The sequence below is a fragment of the Bartonella sp. LJL80 genome (genome assembly GCF_054871565.1).
Genome location: NZ_JBTXLM010000002.1, coordinates 297105 through 316788, shown reverse-complemented (window position 1 = coordinate 316788; position 19684 = coordinate 297105). Strand labels below are relative to the sequence as shown.

Sequence of the window (19684 nt, the reverse complement as noted above, 5' to 3'; positions counted from 1 at the left end):
CTTCACCCGCGCTTTTGAAACTGGATGAAAAACGTGCTGATGACATAAAGCACTGAACAAAATGCGAAAAAGTATAGAACCATCATATAGCTTGCTGTCAGCTGTAAAATGAAACCTGCTATGATCGGCACACAGATGCCGCTAACGCTTCCTGCCATATTCATGATGCTGCCAACCAGTCCCACCTGTTCTTTAGGCGCGAACAAAACAGGCAAGCTCCAATAAAGACTGCCGAAATAGAGAAAGAACAGCGTTCCACAAAGCACTGAAATAGCAATACCGACGTCGGCAATGCTAGGCAGAGCGATAAAGCCGAGTATAACGAAAACTCCGCTGCCACACAAAAGGAGTTTATAGACAAGACCGGTCTGCCAACCCAAAGATTGCAGCCGGTCAGCGAGAAAACCACTCACCAGCGAACCAGCCATACCGGCGAAGAACATTGCGAAAGTGGCCCAACCCAATTCTTTCAAATCCAGACCGCGACCATGGCTGAGATAGCTTGGGCCCCAGGTCATGATTCCGAAGATCATCATTGTCCAGCCGACACGACCAAAGAGGATGGCTACAAGGGTTGCACGAGACATATGTTTATCAGCATCGGTTGCACATGACTGGTCGCTGGCTCTGTTTTCAATGATCGCTAGCTCGGCTGGATTAACTAAAGGGTGTTCTTTCGGCGTATTGCGGAAAAACCGCCAAGCAATATATCCTAAAGCAGCAGTGACCACTCCGACGAAGAAGAATGTCAAGCGCCATGAACCAAGTGCCAAAATCAAAAAAGAAATCAACAAACCGCCAATGGCCGCACCAAAAGGGCCGCCGCTATCGACAATGGCTGCACCGCGCGCATGTTCTTTTGCTGAAAGCCAAGCAGCATTCAACTTTGCGGCTGCAGGAAAAAGCGGCGCTTCCATGGCCCCTAATCCTATGCGTGTCAGCAGTAGGGTGATCCCGCCAACAGCCCAACCCGCAATAGCCTGAAACACTCCCCAACCGATGGTTGAAACTGTCATAATGACCCGCGGACCGAAACGGTCGACCAACCAGCCGCCAGGAAGCTGTCCCAGTGCGTAGCTCCAGAAAAATGCGCTTAGAATTAGTCCTTGAAAAGCGGGGGAAAGCGAGAACTCTTGCGCAATCATTGGCATGGCTACAGAAAGTGCGGTGCGGTCGATGAAATTGACAACGACGAGTATGAATACGACAAAAAACAGTTTCCAGCGCACCCTTGTCGGTTGGGCTTTTGATGCGGACTTATTCGCGAGGATTGTTGCATTCTGGCTCAACTCTTTCATCTATCATCCTCCCATGACGCATGCAGATGTTGATTTAAAAAACCGGATCATCGACAAAGATGATCCGGCTAGAAAGGTCTATTCCAATATATTGAAATCGTGCAGATACTCGTCTGATATTTCGATGCCAAGACCCGGCACATCATCACTTAATTGCAGATAGCCATTCTCCGGCTGTGGCTCACCTTTGAAGATATAATAGAATAGCTCATTTCCGACCTCGACATCGAACACCGGGAAGAACTCCGACATTGGTGATGCGGTTGTGGACATTGTAAGGTGATAGTTATGCATCTGTCCGGCATGAGGGATGACCGGCACAGACCAAGCTTCGGCTAACGCATTGACTTTCCTTGCCGCGGTGATACCGCCCACACGGTTGGTATCATATTGAATGACATCCACGGCATGTCTTTCAAGCAGGTCCTTGAACCCATATTGAGTGAACTCATGTTCGCCACCCGAAATCGGCATGATATTCATTTTCTTCAGTTCAATGTAGCCTTCGATGTCATCAGCGATAACAGGCTCTTCCAACCAGCGCGGATTGTATTCGGCGAGAAGCGGAAGCATGCGGCGGGCATATTCCAATGTCCATCCCATATAGCATTCAAGCATGATATCAACTTCGTCGCCCACCAAGTCACGTAATGCGCGCACCTGAGAAATGTTTTTCTGCATGCCCTTGGGACCATCTTTTGGACCATAACCAAAGCGCATTTTCATCGCCGTGAAACCTTGATCCAGATATGATTGCGCTTCGGCCAGAAATGCGTCGAGATTGTCATTGGCATAGAGTTTTGATGCATAGCACCAGATTTTATCTTTCGTCCGGCCACCGAGAAGCTTGAAAACCGGTTTATTGACGGCTTTACCCATAATATCCCAAATCGCCAAATCAATCGCCGAAATGGCCGCCATGCCAATGCCCTTCCTTCCCCAAGCATGGGTCTGTCGGTACATTTTTTGCCAGATATATTCATTATCGAAAGGATCTTCTCCAATAACGATATGGGCCAAATAATCATCGATAATGGTTTTTGCGGCCCTTGGTGCCAGTGCTGCATTGCCAATGCCGACAATGCCGTTATCCGTCTCAATTTCTACAACAAGCCAACCGTGAAAGCGGAAGGAACCCATCGCATCGCCGCGCTCGAAGAGAATATCGCTGGCATTGGTACAGAAATGCGCCTGTGGAGGAACAACCTTACCCTTCCATTCAAATACGCGGGTACGAACTTTGGTAATTTTCATGATTTAAACCTCATTTATAAGATGCAATGTGGAAGCTCAGTCTTCCATCTTGATGTCCGGACGCAGGAAAAACGTCAGGAAAATTCCGATAATGAGCAAAAGGATCGAACCGTAAAACGGCAGATTCCAATTGCCTGTCTGATCAATGATGATGCCAAAAATGATGGGAGATATAATACCGGCTACCGCAGATCCAGCATTCATCAAACCGCTGGCGACACCCACATGTTTGGGTGCAACATCCATAGGCACCGCCCATATTGGACCAATGGTCAGCTCCAAGCAGAAAAAAGCCAGACTGATAGCAACCGTGGTTACAGCTAACGAGCTTGACGTAACAACCACCCCCAAAAGCAACAGAGCGGTTGCAAAGCTGAAGATAATGACATTGCGTCGCGCAGCAACGACATTGCCGGTTTTCTTCAAAATCTTGTCGCTTATGACGCCGCCCACCGTATTGCCGACCACACCGGAAAGAAAAACACCCATGGTGAAAATCGCCGAGCCTTTCAAATCCAGGTGGCGCCCTTGCATGAGGTAGGTTGGCAACCATGTGAAAAACAACCAACCAGTCCAGCCGTAGCAGAAATAGACCGCCATCGTCGGCCAAACACGTTTCAGGATCTTCTTCCAAGGCGTTTTAACATCGCTTTGGCTTTTGCTGTTATCAACAAAAGGAGGGAGCCCTTCCAATTCTTTTGCTGTAATATTTTTCGCATCGCGTGGATTGTCTGTGAATTTGAAGTACCAGACCACTGTCCAAAGCGCCGTCAACACTGCAAGAGCAAAAAAAGCAAAACGCCAGGAGTGAAGAGAGACCAAAAAGAAGATAATCGGTGGGGTGACTGCATTGCCAAGACGTGAAAATGAATGGGTTAAACCTTGAACAAAACCGCGCTCATCCGGTCGAAACCAGAAAGATATTGCGCGCGCTTGTGAGGGTAGTGTCGCCCCCTCGCCTACACCCAACAACAGGCGACTGAGAAACAACCCCACAAAGCCACCAGCAAGCCCGGTCAGCAATGTGGAAATAACCCACGTCATTCCGCAAACGATAATGACTTTACGCGCGCCAAGTTTATCGACGATCCAACCGCCCAAAATCTGGAATATACAATAGCTGTAAGCAAAAGCGGAAAAGATCAGTCCCAGCTCGGTATTGTTGAGGCCCAGATCATCCTGAATTAATTTTGCCGAAGCAGAAAGGTTCACTCGATCAATGTAAATGAGAAAGGACATGGCACAAAACAATGCCAGCATCCGCGTACGTGATCGTTTAAAGGATGCAATAAATCTGCTTCCTAGTTCTCCTACACTCCCGTTCAAAACGATATCTCCTCTCAATATCATCCAGATCGATATCACCTCTGGCTTTAACGCCACCCTCTATATCGCTTCTGGAACGTCTACTCTGATTGTGCCTGTTTTCAGCTCAGGCAAAGCCCCACCGGCCGCGCCAAATGGTTGGCCGGATATTTCTTTAATGATGAAAGATTGTCTGACTAAATCCGCATTTAATTGCGGTTAGTGGCCTGCCCTACTTTTACGATTACGCAAGCCCATGCGTTTAGCAATTTCAAATGCCTGAAGTGTTGCACCGACATTCGCCTTGCCTGTACCGGCTATATCGAAAGCAGTTCCGTGTGCAGGGGTCGTGATAGGTACCGGCAAACCGCCATGGATGGTAACACCGCGATGGAAGCCCATCAACTTTACAGCAATCTGGCCCTGATCATGATACATCGTCACAACGGCGTCAAAGGCGTGGTTATCGCCTTGCACTTTGAGAAAAATCGTATCGGCAGGATAAGGTCCTAGCGCCTCAACCCCTTGAGCTACCGCTTCACGTACAGCTGGCTCGATAATATCAATCTCTTCGCGTCCGAAAGAACCGTTATCCCCGTTATGGGGATTGAGGCCGCAAACACCAATGCGCGGTTGTGCAACACCGTTGAGAATCATGGCCTGATTGATGAGGTGGATGATCTCGATAATATGATCTTTCGTGATCAAGGCTGGCACATCTTTAAGCGCAACATGTGATGTCACGCGTGCCGTCCAAAGATTATCAAGAGCATTAAACTCGCAAAACGGCCCCTTGTAACCAAGGTAGTCGGCAAACCAATGCAATTCGTCGTTAAAATGCATTCCCGCCATATGAAGGGATGTTTTATTGAGAGGACCAAACAGAACAGCGTCGACCGCCTCTTTTTTTGCAAGATCAAGTGCTTTGGCCAGTGTTCCCAAAGCATACTTTCCGCCAATGACACTGGCTTCCCGCCTTGGAAAGGCACCTTCAACACCTGCGCGCTCTTGAAAGAACAATGGAGTAGAACCAGAAAAATCAAGCTGATCAACTTGGCTTATCTGTTTGAGAGGCACTTGAACGCCCGCAATTTCCTGCCCTAGAGCCACCTCGTCTTTATCGGCAATTAAAATCAGATCGGCGCTGTCGGTGACCTCGGGATTGGCAAACAGTTTTGCAATCAGTTCAGGTCCGACACCAGCTGGATCCCCCAACACAACTGCGATGCGCGGCTTTTCACTTTTGGTCATCTTTTTTCCTCACCCAATATTATTTTCCAAGACTATGCCCGCAGTGGATATAACTGTCTAATGAAAATACCCTATATATCTATTCCATAATTGAATATGTATACTTCACTCTTACACGAATCCTATGAAGCCAATCATTCAACAGTGTGAAGGAGAAATGCTTTTGGCGATCTCGCAAATCAATACTATTCTCAATCGGTTGCGCCTGCGACAACTGCGCCTGATATTGGCTCTGAACGATTTTAAATCCATTCGCAAAGCCGCCGAAAGCCTTGGCATGACCCAGCCATCCGCGACAAAAATCCTCAAGGAAGTGGAGGACATATTCGGTGTCGAGCTTTTCGAAAGGCTTTCTCGCGGTGTTCACCCCACTGATTACGGTGAAACTGTCATTCGCTATGCCCGGATGCTCTTTTCAGAAATCAACAGCATGCGCGAAGAGTTGGCCGCTTTTAATACGGGAAATATGGGTCGCGTTTCCATCGGCATCATCCCGGCCCTGTGCTCAGGTCTATTAACACAGACAGTCAAACACCTGAAAGAAAAACACCCCCACTTGTCACTGAAAATTCAAGTCAGTACCAGTGATATATTGGTAAAATCGCTGCTCAACGAAGAAGTCGAAATCGTTATAGGTCGCATTCCAAATAACGAACGCATCAATGAGCTGAAATTCGAACCCTTGGGGGAAGAAACCCTTTGTATTATTAGCAACAAGCTGCATCCGCTGGCCGCAAAGACGAAATTAAACTGGCGGGATCTGGTCGATCAAACCTGGGTTGTGCAACCACACCCAAGCCCAATGCGACGCGTCATTAACGAAGTCTTTCACAATGAGAGGCTGAATTTTCCCACAAGTATTGTCGAAACTTCATCGATGATGACCTTGCTATCATTCATCCAACATACAGGAATGGTCGGCATCCTGCCTATTAGCGTCATCGAACAGCATCCAGGCCGAGAACTCTATCACGTCTTACCGCTCCACATCGGGCCACGTCTTCCTCCTTTCGGCGTCATTGTGCGGCACGACCGGATCATTTCTCCATCCATGCAAACCTTCATCGACAATCTAAAAACGCACTCTTTGACCCAAAGCATGCAATAGCACTCATTTCCGGCAGGCACTGCACGATTGACAAGCAAGGCAAGCTCTGTTTAAATTCTGACATATTGATAACTGTCTGATATATCGGATTACTTTAAGAGCAGCAAGATGAGAATTGTACCTGCACTGGATCGTGGATTGCGAATTCTTGACTATCTTTCCCGACAGCCAAGACCGGTTCGTGTGGCCGAGCTGGTTGAAGCGCTCGATATTCCGCGCAGTGCGATGTATGAATTGTTGAACACACTTCATCATCACCATATGCTGTCACAAAACAATGCCGGTGAAATCGGGCTTGGACCTGCAACCATGACCCTTGGTGGCGCTTATCAAAGCGGAATTGATTTTGATGTTATCGCTGGTGAAATCGCACGAAAACTTATGGAAGAAACCAATGAAACCGTGCAGGTTGGACGACTGGATGGCCGTTTCGTCTTTTACGTGGCCAAAGCCGAGTCATCCCATCGTGTGCGTTTGGTATCGTCAATTGGAACGCGATTGCCAGCACACTGTACTGCACTTGGCAAAATGCTTTTGGCCTATCTGCCCCAAAGTGAATTCGATACACTCTTCGATGGCATTAAGCTGGAGGCACTGACCAGCCGATCGGTCAGTGATAAGGATGTTTTAAAGCGTCAACTTATCACTGTGCGCAATGAAGATATCGCATTCGAAACAAGCGAATCAAATGCCGATATCCACTGCCTATCTGCGCCCATCCGCAATGCGGAAAACGAGGTTATCGCTGCCATTAGCATCTCCATTCCGGCGAGTCGGGCAAGCGAAAGCCATATGCGATATCTGCAAGAGTGTATTCGCAGAACCGCTTTCGATTTTTCATATCGTTTGGGCTGTGGTCCAGACAGTCAACAATCCATCGGATAAAGGATTTTCCCATGACTGATAACCAAAGAACTGTGCGCTACAAGGGTGTGTTTCCCGTCGTGCCGACCATTTTTGATGCCGCCGGGAATCTGGATCTTTCAGGCCAGCGTCGTTGTGTCGACTTCATGATTGATAGCGGCTCAGATGGCCTTTGTATTTTGGCGAATTTCTCTGAGCAGTTTGTTTTATCAGATCAGGAACGAGAAATCCTTACAAAGGAAATTTTGGATCATGTTGCCGGCCGTGTTCCGGTTATTGTCACGACGACCCATTTCAGCAGTCAGATTTGTGCAGCACGTAGCTTGCAGGCACAACAATGGGGTGCAGCAATGGTCATGATCATGCCGCCTTATCACGGCGCAACGCTGCGCGTTTCTGAAGAGCAGATATTCGAGTTCTACAAAACAGTCTCCGATTCAATAAATATTCCCATCATGATACAGGATGCACCCATGAGTGGTACATTCCTTTCCGTGTCATTTCTTGTACGCATGGCCAAGGCGTTGGCAAATGTCGCCTATTTCAAGATAGAAACTCCACAGGCCGCCAACAAATTACGCCAGTTGATTGCTGAGGGCGGCCACGACATTGAAGGCCCTTGGGATGGAGAAGAAGGTATAACCTTGCTGTCAGATCTCAAAGCCGGTGCCACCGGTGCAATGACCGGCGGCGGTTATGTTGACGGTATCAAACAGATATTCGATCCATTCATGCGTGGTGACCAACAAGAAGCACTTGCTGCCTATACACGCTGGTTGCCACTTATCAACCTTGAAAATCGGCTGGGTGGTTTTGCATCCGCCAAAATTCTAATGAAAGAAGGAGGCATTATCCGTTATGACGGCTTGCGTGCACCACAACGTCCTGTCAGCGCTGCCGTTAGGGCAGAAATTATAGAAATGGCTAAACATCTTGATGCGCTTGCGCTCAGGTGGGATCGCTAATCATAAACTCCTAGGGTCAGGACCTAATAATTTAAACGAAATGGTACGAGGAAATTTTGTTGAGAACGAGGAGAAGGGCCGCAGGAAATATAAATATTTTCAAGGGGCTTCGACAAAATTATCAGCAAAATTGACCATATCCCGAAGGGACACAAAAACAGCTTCGATCTGCATGCTAGAAAAGCTCACCCGGGTATACCACTTGGCTTTCACTTTCCTTCGCGCATCTCTTTGCTGTTTATCGTGCCATATCATTCAAATGAATAGGTCCTGACCCTAGCAGAGTAAAAGCTTTCTTTTCCAAATAGGAATATTTGTGATATATCTAAATAAAGAACATTCGCGGGTTGCGTAAAAACGCCATTATGGTTTTGGCATCGAAATGCAGGCCCAAATGATGCAATCTACCCCCTCCTGCCATTTTGTATGGAGGGAAACCGTCAAAATGCACAAGGAGTTGCAATGAAAATTACCGGTGAACTTTTGATAAACGGATCATCTCGTTTAGGGAAAGAAGGCGAATTTCAAGCTGTAGAAGCTGCTACGGGAAATTATCTGCCAGTCAAATTTGGTGGTGCAACGGTTGCAGATTTGCATGATGCCACTGAAGCAGCATGGAAAGCCTTCCCTATTTATCGCGAAACAGATTTGGAAAAGCGAGCTTCCTTCCTTGAAAAAATAGCCGAACTTATTGCAGCGACCGGCGACGATTTGATTGCCCGTACTATGGCAGAAACCGGCTTACCAAAGGCACGCCTTGAAGGTGAACGCATGCGCACCGTCAATCAGCTCAAGATGTTTGCTGGTGAGGTACGTTCCAGTCGATTTATTGATCGCCGTGATGATCCGGCTGATGAAAATCGCCAGCCAGCACCAAAGCCGGGACTGATCCTACGCAATATCGGTATCGGCCCGGTTGCCGTTTTCGGCGCGTCGAACTTTCCCTTCGCGTTTTCAGTAGCCGGTGGCGATACTGCGGCCGCACTTGCTGCCGGTTGCCCTGTAGTAGTCAAGGGGCATTCTGCCCATCCCGGCACATCTGAAGTGATCGGGCGTTGCATACAACAGGCGGTTGCCGATTGCCAGATGCCCGCGGGTACGTTTGCTTTGCTGCAAACCACGGGACGCAACATTGCGCAGAAGCTTGTTGCCGATCCGCATATTCGTGCGGTTGGCTTTACCGGTTCGCGGACCGGTGGAATCGCCTTAATGGACATTGCTGCAAAACGCAAACAACCCATTCCTGTTTATGCAGAAATGAGCAGTATCAATCCTGTTCTATTGTTGCCTTCAATCCTGAAAGAACGTGGAAGCGAGATAGGAACCGCCTTTGTGGGTTCATTATGTCTGGGCGCGGGCCAGTTCTGTACCAATCCGGGATTGATTCTGGCAATGGATGTCGATGGCTATCAGGCGTTCGTGAAAAGTGCGGCGAAGGCTGTCGAAGCCGCGAGCCCACAAACAATGCTGACGCCGCATATAGCCAAAGCGTATCGCGATGGTGTACAAAAATTAGAAAACAACACCAATGTAGCAACACTTGCACGCGGCCTAAAAGGCACAGAATTCCAATGTCAGGCCGGTTTATTCGAAGTTTCGTCAGAGCATTTTCTAGCTGATCCGAGCCTGACCGACGAGGTCTTCGGGGCTGCAAGTTTGGTGGTTAAATGTAGAAACAAAGCCGATCTGGTCAAAGTATTGCAAGCTTTGGAAGGCCAGCTTACCGTGGCAATACACCTTAACGATGCCGACAAGCCGCTGGCAAACGAGCTGTTACCACTTTTAGAAGTTATGGCGGGTCGTTTGTTGATTAATGGTTTTGGTACTGGCGTCGAAGTTTCGCCGGCAATGGTTCATGGTGGCCCATTCCCGTCAACATCCGATGGCCGTTCAACATCAGTGGGCACAGCGGCAATCTACCGGTTCCTACGTCCTGTTTGCTATCAGGATTTCAGCAATGATATTTTACCGCCTTTGTTGAAATAAGCAAAATACGGTTCTAGCTCTACAGAAACGCTTTTTTGCTCGGAAATAACCCTTCGCGTTTTAATGCGGAGGGTTTTTCATCGATAACACCAACGTTCCAACACAGCTTGACCAGTATCAGTCAGAAATGACAACTTCAAAACCTTCAAATCTTGGCGGGCCGGCAAAAAGCGCCTTACGTTCCCCAGCGTTCTTATGCGCGTCCTTGAATTGTTCAGACTTCGTCCAGTTGATAAAATCCTGTTTGTTCTGCCAAACAGCATGAGATGCATAAAGGCTTGTTTTATCATCGTCTTGCGTATCACAACGCAAAAGCTGAAAATCAATAAATCCCGGCAATTCCTTTAGTCGTGATTGCCGATTTTTCCATCCATCCTCAAAGTCTGCTTCACTGCCTTTCAAGATACTGAAACGGTTCATAGCGATGTACATTACCAATGTTCCTTCCGTTAAAACATGACTGATTTGACATTAAAACAGCCTGCGAATTTTATGCAACTTTTTTCTTGACGGTTTTACTCATGTTTTATATGACAAGCAACATCAACGTCCGGGGCGTTGTAAATTTGCTCAGCCAGCCGGTTTCATAAACCAGCAAGCCAAGCGCTTTTTTTTCATCAAAAGAGGCTCTTTAGAAAGGCTGGAATACGATTATGCATTCGAAGCGGAAAACCAACTGGAAAAGCTATGTAGCATTGGGCGCATTAGCGATTTCCATGCCTACCGCAGCATTGGCGCAGAACACCGATAACAAAGATGGCGCAGAACTTAATCCCGTTATCATTAAAGCGCAAAAGAAGGCGTCCAAACTTAACGCCCCGACCGTCCTGACCGATCGTAAAACAGACCAGGACATACAGGATAAGCAAGTCGATGACGTGCATGATATCGGGCGTCTCGATCCGTCAATTACCTATAACTCGAATAATGATAGTTTTACAATTCGTGGCCTCGATAGCAATCGTATTCTGACGACCATTGATGGCATTCGCATGCCTTGGCTCAGCGACAATTCGCGTGGTGTAAAAGGCGGCATATCAATGTTCGACTTTGCGTCACTTTCAACATTGGATATCGTACACGGAGCCGATTCGAGCCTCTATGGATCTGGTGCCTTAGGTGGCGTTGTCGCATTGCGTACGCTTGACCCTGAAGATCTTCTGACCGATGAAAAAAATTGGGCAAGCCTCACCAAAGGCAGCTACGATTCAGCGGATCGCAGCTGGCGTATCGACGAAGCATTTGCGGTACGTGCCAACCAGACTTTCGCACTCTTCCAAGGCGGATATGCCAGCGGTAAAGAACGCAAGAATAACGGTGATGGCGGCGGCTACGGTTCACAACGCGTTGAACAAAATCCGGCGGATTATGATCAGAATAACCTGTTATTTAAAATTTATCAGCACATCGATGGTACGCAACGTTTGGGTTTCACGGCCGAGCGCTTTGACTACGATAAAGATATCGACGCTTTTGACCAGTCCACAACCACCTATCGCGCAGGTTCGGTGACACAGGAAGAAAAGCGACGGCGCGAACGGTTGTCGTTGTCTTATGACTATAATGGCGGAGGTTTTCTTGATGAAGCCCATGCGATTTTATACTGGCAGCGCCAGCGCACCGACGAAACAATGGATGCTTACAGACTGTCCGTTCCGCGTGGAAATTATGTTCGCGACAATTTGATGCGTGACACCAGCTACGGTCTTAATGCGGCCGGTTTGAAAAAAATAGATGCTGGAACTGTTTCACATACATTCAAATTTGCAACAGATGTATCATCATCCAAATTCCAACAATATGCTGCGGGTGAGGATACGTGTCCACCACCGCCCTATCGCGGGCAATATATGTCGTGCGGGTTCTTGCATACCAATCAGTCGGACGCACCAGATACAGATAGCACACGGTTTGGCTTGGCTGTTGAAGACGAAATCGGTTTTCTCGAAAATCGTTTCCGTTTAACGCCGGGTGTGCGTTACGACTGGTTTGATCACCGTCCTCAGGAAACTTATACCTACGAAAAGGCCGCAGGCTTTACTGGATACCCATCGAGCAATAGCGGATCACGTCTTTCGCCCAAGCTGCGAATGGAATGGGATGCTTTGGATAAGGTGACACTTTATGCTCAATGGGCGCAGGCTTTCCGTGCCCCAAGCGCTACTGAACTATATATGAATTATACCAGCCCTGGTTATTATTACATCAGTGGCAATCCAGATTTGAAGCCGGAAACCAGCAATGGCTACGATATCGGTGCCAAATTGGGCGATGAATCGCTTGGCGGTTCGGTCAGTTTGTTCTCGAACTACTATAGAAACTTCATTGACACGGTAGAATTGGGAGCATCGCGGGAATTTTTATTCTCACGTCAGCAATATATCAACCGTGCACGCGTACGCATTTCAGGTGTCGAGGCAAAAGCCCATTGGGTTCTTAGCAATGGCTGGCATACCAATGCAGCACTTGCTTATGCCGAAGGCAAGGACACGGAAAATGACGAGCATCTGAATTCCGTACCCGCATTGAAAGGCATTGTTGGTGTCGGATATGCGCAAGAAAATTGGGGTTCTGATGTAACACTTACAGCCGCAGCCAAGCGCAACAAAGTGGAAGAAAACTCCGATTACGCAAAAACACCCGGTTACACACTTGTCGACCTTACCGGCTGGTGGGAACCGGTCGGTAAAAAGGGCCCGAGACTCCAGGCTGGCGTCTATAATCTTTTCGATAAGCGCTATTGGAATGCGGTGGATTTACCGGCTTCCTCGTCAGTACCAAAAGATTACTTCAGCGAGCCGGGCCGCAGTTTTAAAGTTTCGATTGTACAGAAATTCTAGTGCATTGAATGACGGATCTGGCCGCTTGTTCCCTTGGTTTCAGGATTGGCGGCCAGATTAACAAGCAGAAAAATCCGGTGAATAACAACCGGTACAGATAGAAAGATACAAACAGGAATAGCGGAAATGACAAAACCCGGATGTCATCTAATATATGACAAAAATTGTCATATTTTTTCATGTAAGAATGGAATGCGCTATGCAAGACAACTGCACTAGAGACGTATCCACCGCCGGCCAGCCAGCAACCACCGTGCCGGTTATTGATAGCAAGAGCCTGTTTGGCGGCGCTCATGAGGTGGTGATTGTCCATGATGGTTCCACCTATCGCTTGAAAATTACCCGTTTCGGTAAACTCATCTTAAATAAATGAATAAGGAAAATCCCATGTCTCATAGCGCTGAAACTATTCTGGCTCTTCGTGAAGAAAAGAAAGAACTCCGTGATCGTGAATTTGCTCGCTCTATTGGAATTTCCGAAGCCGAACTCGTCGCTGCTCATTGCAGTACCGGTGCAGCGTCACCTTTGCGTGTCGACGTGCCGCTTCTACTCGAAGAAGGACCGAAACTTGGAGAGATCATGGCGCTGACGCGCAATGAAAGCGCGGTGCATGAGCGCATTGGGCGTTTTGAGAAAATCTTTCCAGGTAAACAGGTTTCAATGACGCTGGGCGAGATTGATTTGCGCATATTCCAGGATAACTGGAAATTCGGTTTTGTCAGACAGATGAATGTACACGGCAGAATGGTCAATAGCCTGCAATTCTTTGATGCATTTGGTGAGGCGGTCTTTAAACTATATCCAGAGGAAGGTACAGATTTAGCCGCTTGGGATGCGCTTATCGCTCTATTGCGGCAAGACGCGCCCAGCGCCGACATAGAGGTAAAACCCACACCTTCGCCAGCAAGCCACGATTCAGGTAATCTCGATATTGAAGAGTTTCGTAGCCGATGGAGCAACATGACCGATGTTCATCAACTGCATGGTATTCTTCAAGAAATGAAAATCAGCCGGCATGACGCGGTAAAATATGTCGGTGATGAATTTGCCAACGAGTTGGAGCGCAACGCAGTAGAATTGATGCTCGATGGCGCCATCGCCAATAGCGTTCCTATTATGTGTTTTGTAGGAAACCACGGTTGCATCCAGATTTTTACAGGCAAAGTGCAAAACACCAAGACCGTTGGTGAATGGTTCAATATTCTTGATGACAAATTCCATCTTCATTTGCTTACCAGCGGCATTGATCGTGTATGGCACGTTCGTAAACCAACCAGCGATGGCCATGTCAGTTCGTTAGAGGTATTCGACAGCAATGGTGAAATGATCATCCAGTTTTTCGGTGAGCGCAAAGAAGGCCAGAGCGAACGTCAGGACTGGCGTGCCCTGCTGGAAAATTTGCCTTTATTGCAAAAAGTTGCAGTAGCGTGAGACGATGATGATAGCAGATATGCACAATATAGCGAGCATAAGTGAACGCTCAACGAGGTGCGTTACCGCACTTCGTTGCCGAGCCCTGTATGAATTTTCCAGCTCAAGCGCTTTGCAGAACGTTAAGCTGTTTTCATCGCTACGCATATCGGCCATCATTCTTTTTATATGTGCGATCAGTTCCATTTGCTCCACCAATCTTGCTGCGGCCGAACAAGTGACCGAGCTACCGCAAGACGGCCGCGTTGTTGTTGTCGGTGGCGCGTTAACCGAAATTGCTTACGCGTTGGGTGCTGAAAGCCAAATCATAGCCCGCGATACGACAAGCAGCTATCCACCGGCAGCGCTTAAGCTGCCCGATGTCGGATATATGCGCGCGCTGTCTCCTGAGGGGGTCCTGTCGCTTGCTCCACGCGGTATATTGCTGGTGGAAGGTAGCGGCCCCCCTCCAACAATTGAAATACTGTCCAAGGCAGCAGTTCCAATGGTTACGGTTGCGGAACATTTCACACGTCAGGGGATATCAGAAAAAATATCTGCGGTAGGTCTAGCGTTGCACCGGACAAAAGAAGCGGAAGCGCTTAATGAGAAAGTCCGTGCGGAATTTTCCGAAAATGACAAACTTCTATCGCGCATAAAACAGAAAAAACGTGTTTTATTCGTCCTGTCGGTACAAAACGGTCGTATAATGGCCGCCGGTCAGCACACTGCAGCCGATGGCATCATCACAATAGCTGGCGCAATCAACGCGATTGAAGGATATGACGGCTACAAATTGCTTAATGATGAAGCCATCATTAATGCTGCACCCGATCTCATTTTGATTATGGACCATGCAGGGATTACCGCAAACACAAATGATATTTTGGCGATACCCGCGATAAAAGCAACGCCTGCCGCGCAAAATGGCGCTATCAAGCAAATGGATGCGCTTTATCTGCTTGGTTTTGGTCCACGAACACCTTTGGCAGCCCGTGAACTGATCAACACGCTTTATCACCCTGCCCCATGACCAGCATATTCTTAAAGAGATCTGTTATGCATGCCCGTCGACTGCGTTTTGAAAATTTAAACATCACAAGTCTTCTTATTGCGATAGCCGGTCTGCCAATGTTGTTTACTGTAACAGGCGAAATGCTGTGACGCCCGCTTACAGTACCAAAAGAGCATTGGGTGACAGACGCCCACGTGCAAGATTGGCTCTGCTCGTCTTATCTTTCCTATTGATTATCAGCTTTTGGTGTGGGCTTGTCAGCGGTGCTTATGACGTTTCTATCTTCCAGCTTATTAAAGAAATCGTCAATAATGGCGTGGCTCAAAGTGCGATGACACGTGATTATCTTGTCCTCGTCAACATCCGGTTGCCGCGGGTTCTGCTTGGTCTGCTCGTAGGCGCGGCGCTGGCCGTTTCCGGTGTTTTGATGCAAGGTTTATTTCGTAACCCTTTGGCCGATCCCGGTATTATGGGGGTTTCTTCCGGTGCTGGGCTTGGCGCTGTCATTATGATAGTTTTGGGTGCGACTTTTCCCCCTGCAATAATGAAATTCCTGGGCAATTACAGCATTGTCATGGGTGCCTTTGTCGGCAGTCTGGCAACCACATTCATCTTATATGCAATCGCCACCCGACAAGGCAGAACATCCATTGCTACGATGTTACTTGCCGGAATAGCCTTGGCTGCCCTATGCGCTGCTGCTCTCGGCATTCTCGTTTCCATGGCCAACGACCAGCAATTGCGTGATATCACATTCTGGAGCCTGGGATCTCTAGCCGGAGCAACGTGGCTGCGCTTGGGGATGGCCTTGCCATTTATTGTTCTTGGGCTTGCTATTGCTCCATTTATGGCTCGTGCATTGAATGCGCTATCGCTTGGAGAAGCGGTCGCCGGACATTTGGGGTTTTCTATTCAACGTATCAAAAACACCGCTATTTGCGTTGTTGCGCTTATGTGTGGTGGCGCCGTTGCCGTCAGCGGCGGCATCGGTTTTATTGGCATCGTTGTTCCACACATTCTGCGCCTCACCATCGGGCCGGATCACCGCTATCTCATACCGTGCTCTGCAATATTGGGAGCAACTTTGCTCATTTTTGCAGACACCTTTTCAAGGATGATTGTAGCCCCGAGCGAATTACCAATAGGGATTGTGACTGCACTTTTTGGCGCGCCGTTCTTTCTCTGGATACTGCTGAGCCAACGCGGGGTCATTGACCAATGATCAAAGCAGATGGATTAACAGTTCAACGCGGGCGTCGAACGGTCATTGATAAGATCAATTTTACCGCCGACGCTGGTCAGGTTACGGTGATTGTCGGCCCCAACGGGTCCGGTAAAACAACCTTCATCAAGGCTCTAAGCGGAGACCTTCCCTATGTTGGTACAGTCAGTTTTAATGGCGACAATATCAAACATCGCAAGCCTTGGCAGATGGCACTGATGCGCGCCGTGCTGCCACAATCAACAACAATGAGTTTTCCATATCTTGTCCGCGAGGTTGTTGAGCTTGGCATGGGTACGGGCTTCCGCTTAAAAAAGGCCCCTGACAAAGAAGACGTGCCAGAACGCGCACTTGAACGCGTTGATCTTGCAGGTTATGCGGGACGATATTATCAAGAGCTATCTGGCGGCGAACAGGCGCGGGTTCAGCTGGCACGGGTCCTTTGCCAAATTTGGCATCCAACCTATCATGGAAAACCTTGTTGGCTCATTTTGGATGAGCCGGTAGCAAGTCTTGATATTCACCATCAATTGGTAGTTATGGACATTGCCCGCGATTTTGCCCGTTCTGGCGGCGGCGTTCTATCGATCCTTCACGATCTGAATCTAGCGGCATATTATGGCGATAAGATTGTGCTTTTTGACCGCGGAAAAATTAAGCATGAGGGCGAACCGTCGGATGTATTGACCACTGATAATCTACGTCAAGTCTATCAATGTAAACTTACCGTAGGCGCCCTGCCCCGGGAAGGCGTACCATTTATATTACCTCAATCCGCTGCACTGCGCTAGATTACTGCTTTAAAGGTTCCCCCAGCGATAGCATGAGCCTGTTTGCCCAGTTAAAGAAACTGGATGCATGGATTACGTCAGAAATCTCGTCATCACTTAAACCCACCTCACGCAGAGCTTTTACATGGCTGTTGGAAAAAGCAGGCGGTGTTTGTGTCAGTGCTACCGCGGCAGAAGCGATAGCATTCCATCGCTCACCCAGATCCACCGAAACACCCTCTTCCAACAGACGGTCTATATCATCGACTCTCTTGGAATAGTGGGCCGCATGACGCGCATGCACCGATGCACAATAGATGCACCCATTGAACCGTGATGTCACAGTGGCAGCAAGCTCTCGCTCTGCACGTGGAAGTCCATCGACGACATTGTAAAAGATATCTTTATCGGTGCGGGTACGTGCTTCCAAAATATCCGGGTCCCGGGCAAGCAACGTGAAATATTCCGACTTAGCTCTTGCGGGATCCACCAAGGACTGTCGTTGGTGGTCCGTCAGCTCGGCTTCAGCAATCGGTGCAATCCAGGGGAGCCAGTCAAAAAAGTCACGTGAGAAACGCGTTGGTATTTCCGATAAATCTGGCTGATTGACTTGATCTTTGCTCATAAAAATTATCCTGCATTTCTGGCCTCAGCATCATTGAACGATACCGATTTGTTCCTTGTATTTGGCGGTTCAGCTCCGTGTTATTGGCTTAGCCAGCCGCATCGAGTTGTTGTAAACCGATTGCCAAACGTATTTGAAAGCATAAAAATGATACAAGCTGCGACAGCGTTACAATCGTAGTTTCATCCCATCCTGCTTTTATAAGTTTTTGCAAATGGCTTGCTTTAGAATCGCGAGGATGAAAGACGAGGAGGTGTGTATGTACCAGCGCCGCAGATAATTTTTCGCCAAGCTCTTCGCCGTGTTCCCTATCAATAGACCAACTTAAACCGTCAAGATTCTCTACACTCAATGGGCCATCGGGATAATGCCCGTACGGGCCATCGGTTCTTGCATAATCGGTCGCTTCCCTGATCTCTTTTGCGAGGTTCGGCGCAATGGCATTTAGCTTTTCTTCATAGAAAGCGATTGACCCTGTATGCTGATGCAAACCAGCGACAAACAGAGCAACGGCAAAACGTTCCGCTAACGAAAATTGCTGTTCGCCTTCCAGAGTAAAAAGAGCGTCATAACTCTCTTGTGATTGTGCAACCGTGACAGGCCGTCTGTTTCTTATCGCTAAACGTTTTCCGATAATCGTATCAATCACATCAACTTGTGGCATTACTTCGTCCTTTGCCGTGTTAATACTGTCCGCCATGATGTCCAAATTTAAGATTTATAAAGCGCAATACCCAGCGCTGGCGCGACTTCTTGCGCCGTCAACACGATCGACTTCAAGATATCTTCATGCGGTGGATCAACCGAATGCACCTGGAAAACGATATCGGTCGCGCGCGACAACGACGTGTCGGCTTGTAGCGTTTTGATAACGTCATCAGGTGTCCCAACATGTTGGTCGAGCGCGATGATCAAGTCTTGAAGATTGGTGCTCTTGGCGCGTTGTCCCGCTTTAGCAAATCTTTCTGCGGCTTTTTTTAACCCTGTTTCAGCCAAAGACAATGCCCGGTCTCGGTCAGCGGCAACGAAAAGACTGCGCGACGCCATAATGCGCGGCTCTATACCACTTGGAAGCGCTTCCAAATATGCATCAATGATCGGATTTTGTAAGTCGGCCAAAGATGCATCCGCCTTATTATCCGGCCGTGGCTGTGTTCGCGACAGCATCAAACCATCTCCGTTTTCACCTGCGAGCTTGCCACCAAAGGGCGAAAAGGTTGCCATCCAGAAACGTTTGAGCAAATGCGGCGCAGCAGGGTAAAGGGTATTTCCCGCATGCAAATCTCTACCCGCATAGGCATCACGCAAAACACGAAGATGGCTGGCATAGACATCGCCGCGTCGGTCTGGATCCACGCCGAAGGCTTCGAACGACTCGCGTGTGCCCCCCGTGCCGAAACCTAGTTCTAAACGGCCACCGGATAATAGATCAAGCACAGCAGTATCTTCTGCGACGCGGATAGGATTCTCCATTGGCAAAGTTATGACGCCAGTGCCCAATCTTATACGCCGCGTCTTCGCAGCAATATGTGCGAGAAAGACTGCAGGTGAAGGCAAACCTCCCTCTTCCGGGTGAAAATGGTGCTGGGCCACCCAAGCTGTATGATAACCATATTTTTCCGCGAGGATGATCTGTTCTTCGGCCATGCGATAACGCTCAACAGCTGGAACGTCGTCAAGTACTCGCGTAAAAAATCCAAGTCGTTTTTGCTTATCAGTCATTTGTCTAATCCAGCCTGTTGCAAACATCCTAAAAAACCAAGATGTGTTC

Annotated in this window: 19 protein-coding genes; 11 read left to right on the top strand and 8 right to left on the bottom strand. The window is 48.3% G+C overall.

What is annotated here, in order from left to right; all coding sequences use genetic code 11:
• Positions 1-2: 2 nt before the first annotated feature.
• The 3 genes from ACYSNS_RS05695 to ACYSNS_RS05685 form a co-directional block, all read right to left on the bottom strand.
• Positions 3-1298 (bottom strand): MFS transporter, encoded by a 1296-nt coding sequence (locus ACYSNS_RS05695; RefSeq protein ID WP_461722172.1) that lies wholly within the window; start codon positions 1296-1298, stop codon positions 3-5.
• 78 nt (positions 1299-1376) lie between these two features.
• Entirely contained in the window at positions 1377-2552 is a 1176-nt protein-coding gene (locus ACYSNS_RS05690) for an L-rhamnonate dehydratase (protein ID WP_461722171.1), read from the bottom strand.
• A gap of 36 nt (positions 2553-2588) precedes the next feature.
• Positions 2589-3791: an MFS transporter gene (locus ACYSNS_RS05685; RefSeq protein ID WP_461722170.1), complete on the bottom strand. Its 1203-nt coding sequence runs from the start codon at positions 3789-3791 to the stop codon at positions 2589-2591.
• On the opposite strand from ACYSNS_RS05685, the gene ACYSNS_RS05680 reads away from it, so the two are divergent.
• Positions 3790-4080 (top strand): hypothetical protein, encoded by a 291-nt coding sequence (locus ACYSNS_RS05680; RefSeq protein ID WP_461722169.1) that lies wholly within the window; start codon positions 3790-3792, stop codon positions 4078-4080. The genes ACYSNS_RS05685 and ACYSNS_RS05680 overlap by 2 nt on opposite strands.
• Here the strand turns inward: ACYSNS_RS05680 and ACYSNS_RS05675 are convergent.
• The gene (locus ACYSNS_RS05675; protein ID WP_461722168.1) at positions 4077-5108 is read right to left on the bottom strand and encodes a 4-hydroxythreonine-4-phosphate dehydrogenase PdxA; all 1032 of its coding nucleotides are present in this window, start codon (positions 5106-5108) and stop codon (positions 4077-4079) included. The genes ACYSNS_RS05680 and ACYSNS_RS05675 overlap by 4 nt on opposite strands.
• A gap of 163 nt (positions 5109-5271) precedes the next feature.
• On the opposite strand from ACYSNS_RS05675, the gene ACYSNS_RS05670 reads away from it, so the two are divergent.
• From ACYSNS_RS05670 to ACYSNS_RS05655, 4 genes are all read left to right on the top strand, one after another.
• Entirely contained in the window at positions 5272-6216 is a 945-nt protein-coding gene (locus ACYSNS_RS05670; protein ID WP_461722167.1) for a LysR family transcriptional regulator, read from the top strand.
• Positions 6217-6324: 108 nt separating this feature from the next.
• Positions 6325-7101, top strand: a complete 777-nt coding sequence (locus ACYSNS_RS05665) for an IclR family transcriptional regulator (protein WP_461722166.1) — start codon at positions 6325-6327, stop codon at positions 7099-7101.
• An 11-nt stretch (positions 7102-7112) separates the two neighbouring features.
• On the top strand, positions 7113-8045 hold the full coding sequence (locus ACYSNS_RS05660) for a dihydrodipicolinate synthase family protein (RefSeq protein WP_461722165.1): 933 nt from the start codon (positions 7113-7115) through the stop codon (positions 8043-8045).
• 462 nt (positions 8046-8507) lie between these two features.
• A complete protein-coding gene (locus ACYSNS_RS05655) occupies positions 8508-10031 on the top strand; it encodes an aldehyde dehydrogenase (NADP(+)) (RefSeq protein ID WP_461722164.1) in 1524 nt (507 codons plus the stop codon).
• A 117-nt stretch (positions 10032-10148) separates the two neighbouring features.
• On the opposite strand, the gene ACYSNS_RS05650 is transcribed toward ACYSNS_RS05655, so the two are convergent.
• Positions 10149-10463, bottom strand: a complete 315-nt coding sequence (locus tag ACYSNS_RS05650; protein ID WP_461722163.1) for an antibiotic biosynthesis monooxygenase family protein — start codon at positions 10461-10463, stop codon at positions 10149-10151.
• Positions 10464-10684: 221 nt separating this feature from the next.
• Here ACYSNS_RS05650 and ACYSNS_RS05645 point away from each other — a divergent pair, with 221 nt between their 5' ends.
• The 6 genes from ACYSNS_RS05645 to ACYSNS_RS05620 all read left to right on the top strand — a co-directional run bounded on the left by ACYSNS_RS05645 (position 10685) and on the right by ACYSNS_RS05620 (position 17309).
• On the top strand, positions 10685-12871 hold the full coding sequence (locus ACYSNS_RS05645; protein ID WP_461722162.1) for a TonB-dependent hemoglobin/transferrin/lactoferrin family receptor: 2187 nt from the start codon (positions 10685-10687) through the stop codon (positions 12869-12871).
• Positions 12872-13070: 199 nt separating this feature from the next.
• Positions 13071-13244, top strand: coding sequence for a hemin uptake protein HemP (gene hemP, locus ACYSNS_RS05640; protein WP_461722161.1), 174 nt, complete (start codon positions 13071-13073; stop codon positions 13242-13244).
• Between the two features lie 14 nt (positions 13245-13258).
• Positions 13259-14302, top strand: a complete 1044-nt coding sequence (locus ACYSNS_RS05635) for a hemin-degrading factor (RefSeq protein WP_461722160.1) — start codon at positions 13259-13261, stop codon at positions 14300-14302.
• Between the two features lie 112 nt (positions 14303-14414).
• Positions 14415-15314 (top strand): heme/hemin ABC transporter substrate-binding protein, encoded by a 900-nt coding sequence (locus ACYSNS_RS05630; protein WP_461722159.1) that lies wholly within the window; start codon positions 14415-14417, stop codon positions 15312-15314.
• Between the two features lie 127 nt (positions 15315-15441).
• Positions 15442-16518: a FecCD family ABC transporter permease gene (locus ACYSNS_RS05625; RefSeq protein WP_461722158.1), complete on the top strand. Its 1077-nt coding sequence runs from the start codon at positions 15442-15444 to the stop codon at positions 16516-16518.
• Positions 16515-17309, top strand: coding sequence for a heme ABC transporter ATP-binding protein (locus ACYSNS_RS05620; RefSeq protein ID WP_461722157.1), 795 nt, complete (start codon positions 16515-16517; stop codon positions 17307-17309). The genes ACYSNS_RS05625 and ACYSNS_RS05620 overlap by 4 nt, the downstream gene beginning before the upstream one ends.
• Before the next feature lies 1 nt (position 17310).
• On the opposite strand, the gene ACYSNS_RS05615 is transcribed toward ACYSNS_RS05620, so the two are convergent.
• From ACYSNS_RS05615 to ACYSNS_RS05605, 3 genes are all read right to left on the bottom strand, one after another.
• Entirely contained in the window at positions 17311-17913 is a 603-nt protein-coding gene (locus ACYSNS_RS05615; RefSeq protein ID WP_461722156.1) for an alkylhydroperoxidase domain protein, read from the bottom strand.
• An 88-nt stretch (positions 17914-18001) separates the two neighbouring features.
• Positions 18002-18613 carry a CMD domain protein gene (locus ACYSNS_RS05610; protein WP_461722401.1) on the bottom strand — a complete coding sequence of 204 codons (612 nt, stop codon included), beginning with the start codon at positions 18611-18613 and terminating at the stop codon, positions 18002-18004.
• An 11-nt stretch (positions 18614-18624) separates the two neighbouring features.
• Positions 18625-19635: a putative FMN-dependent luciferase-like monooxygenase gene (locus tag ACYSNS_RS05605; protein WP_461722155.1), complete on the bottom strand. Its 1011-nt coding sequence runs from the start codon at positions 19633-19635 to the stop codon at positions 18625-18627.
• Positions 19636-19684: the final 49 nt, after the last annotated feature.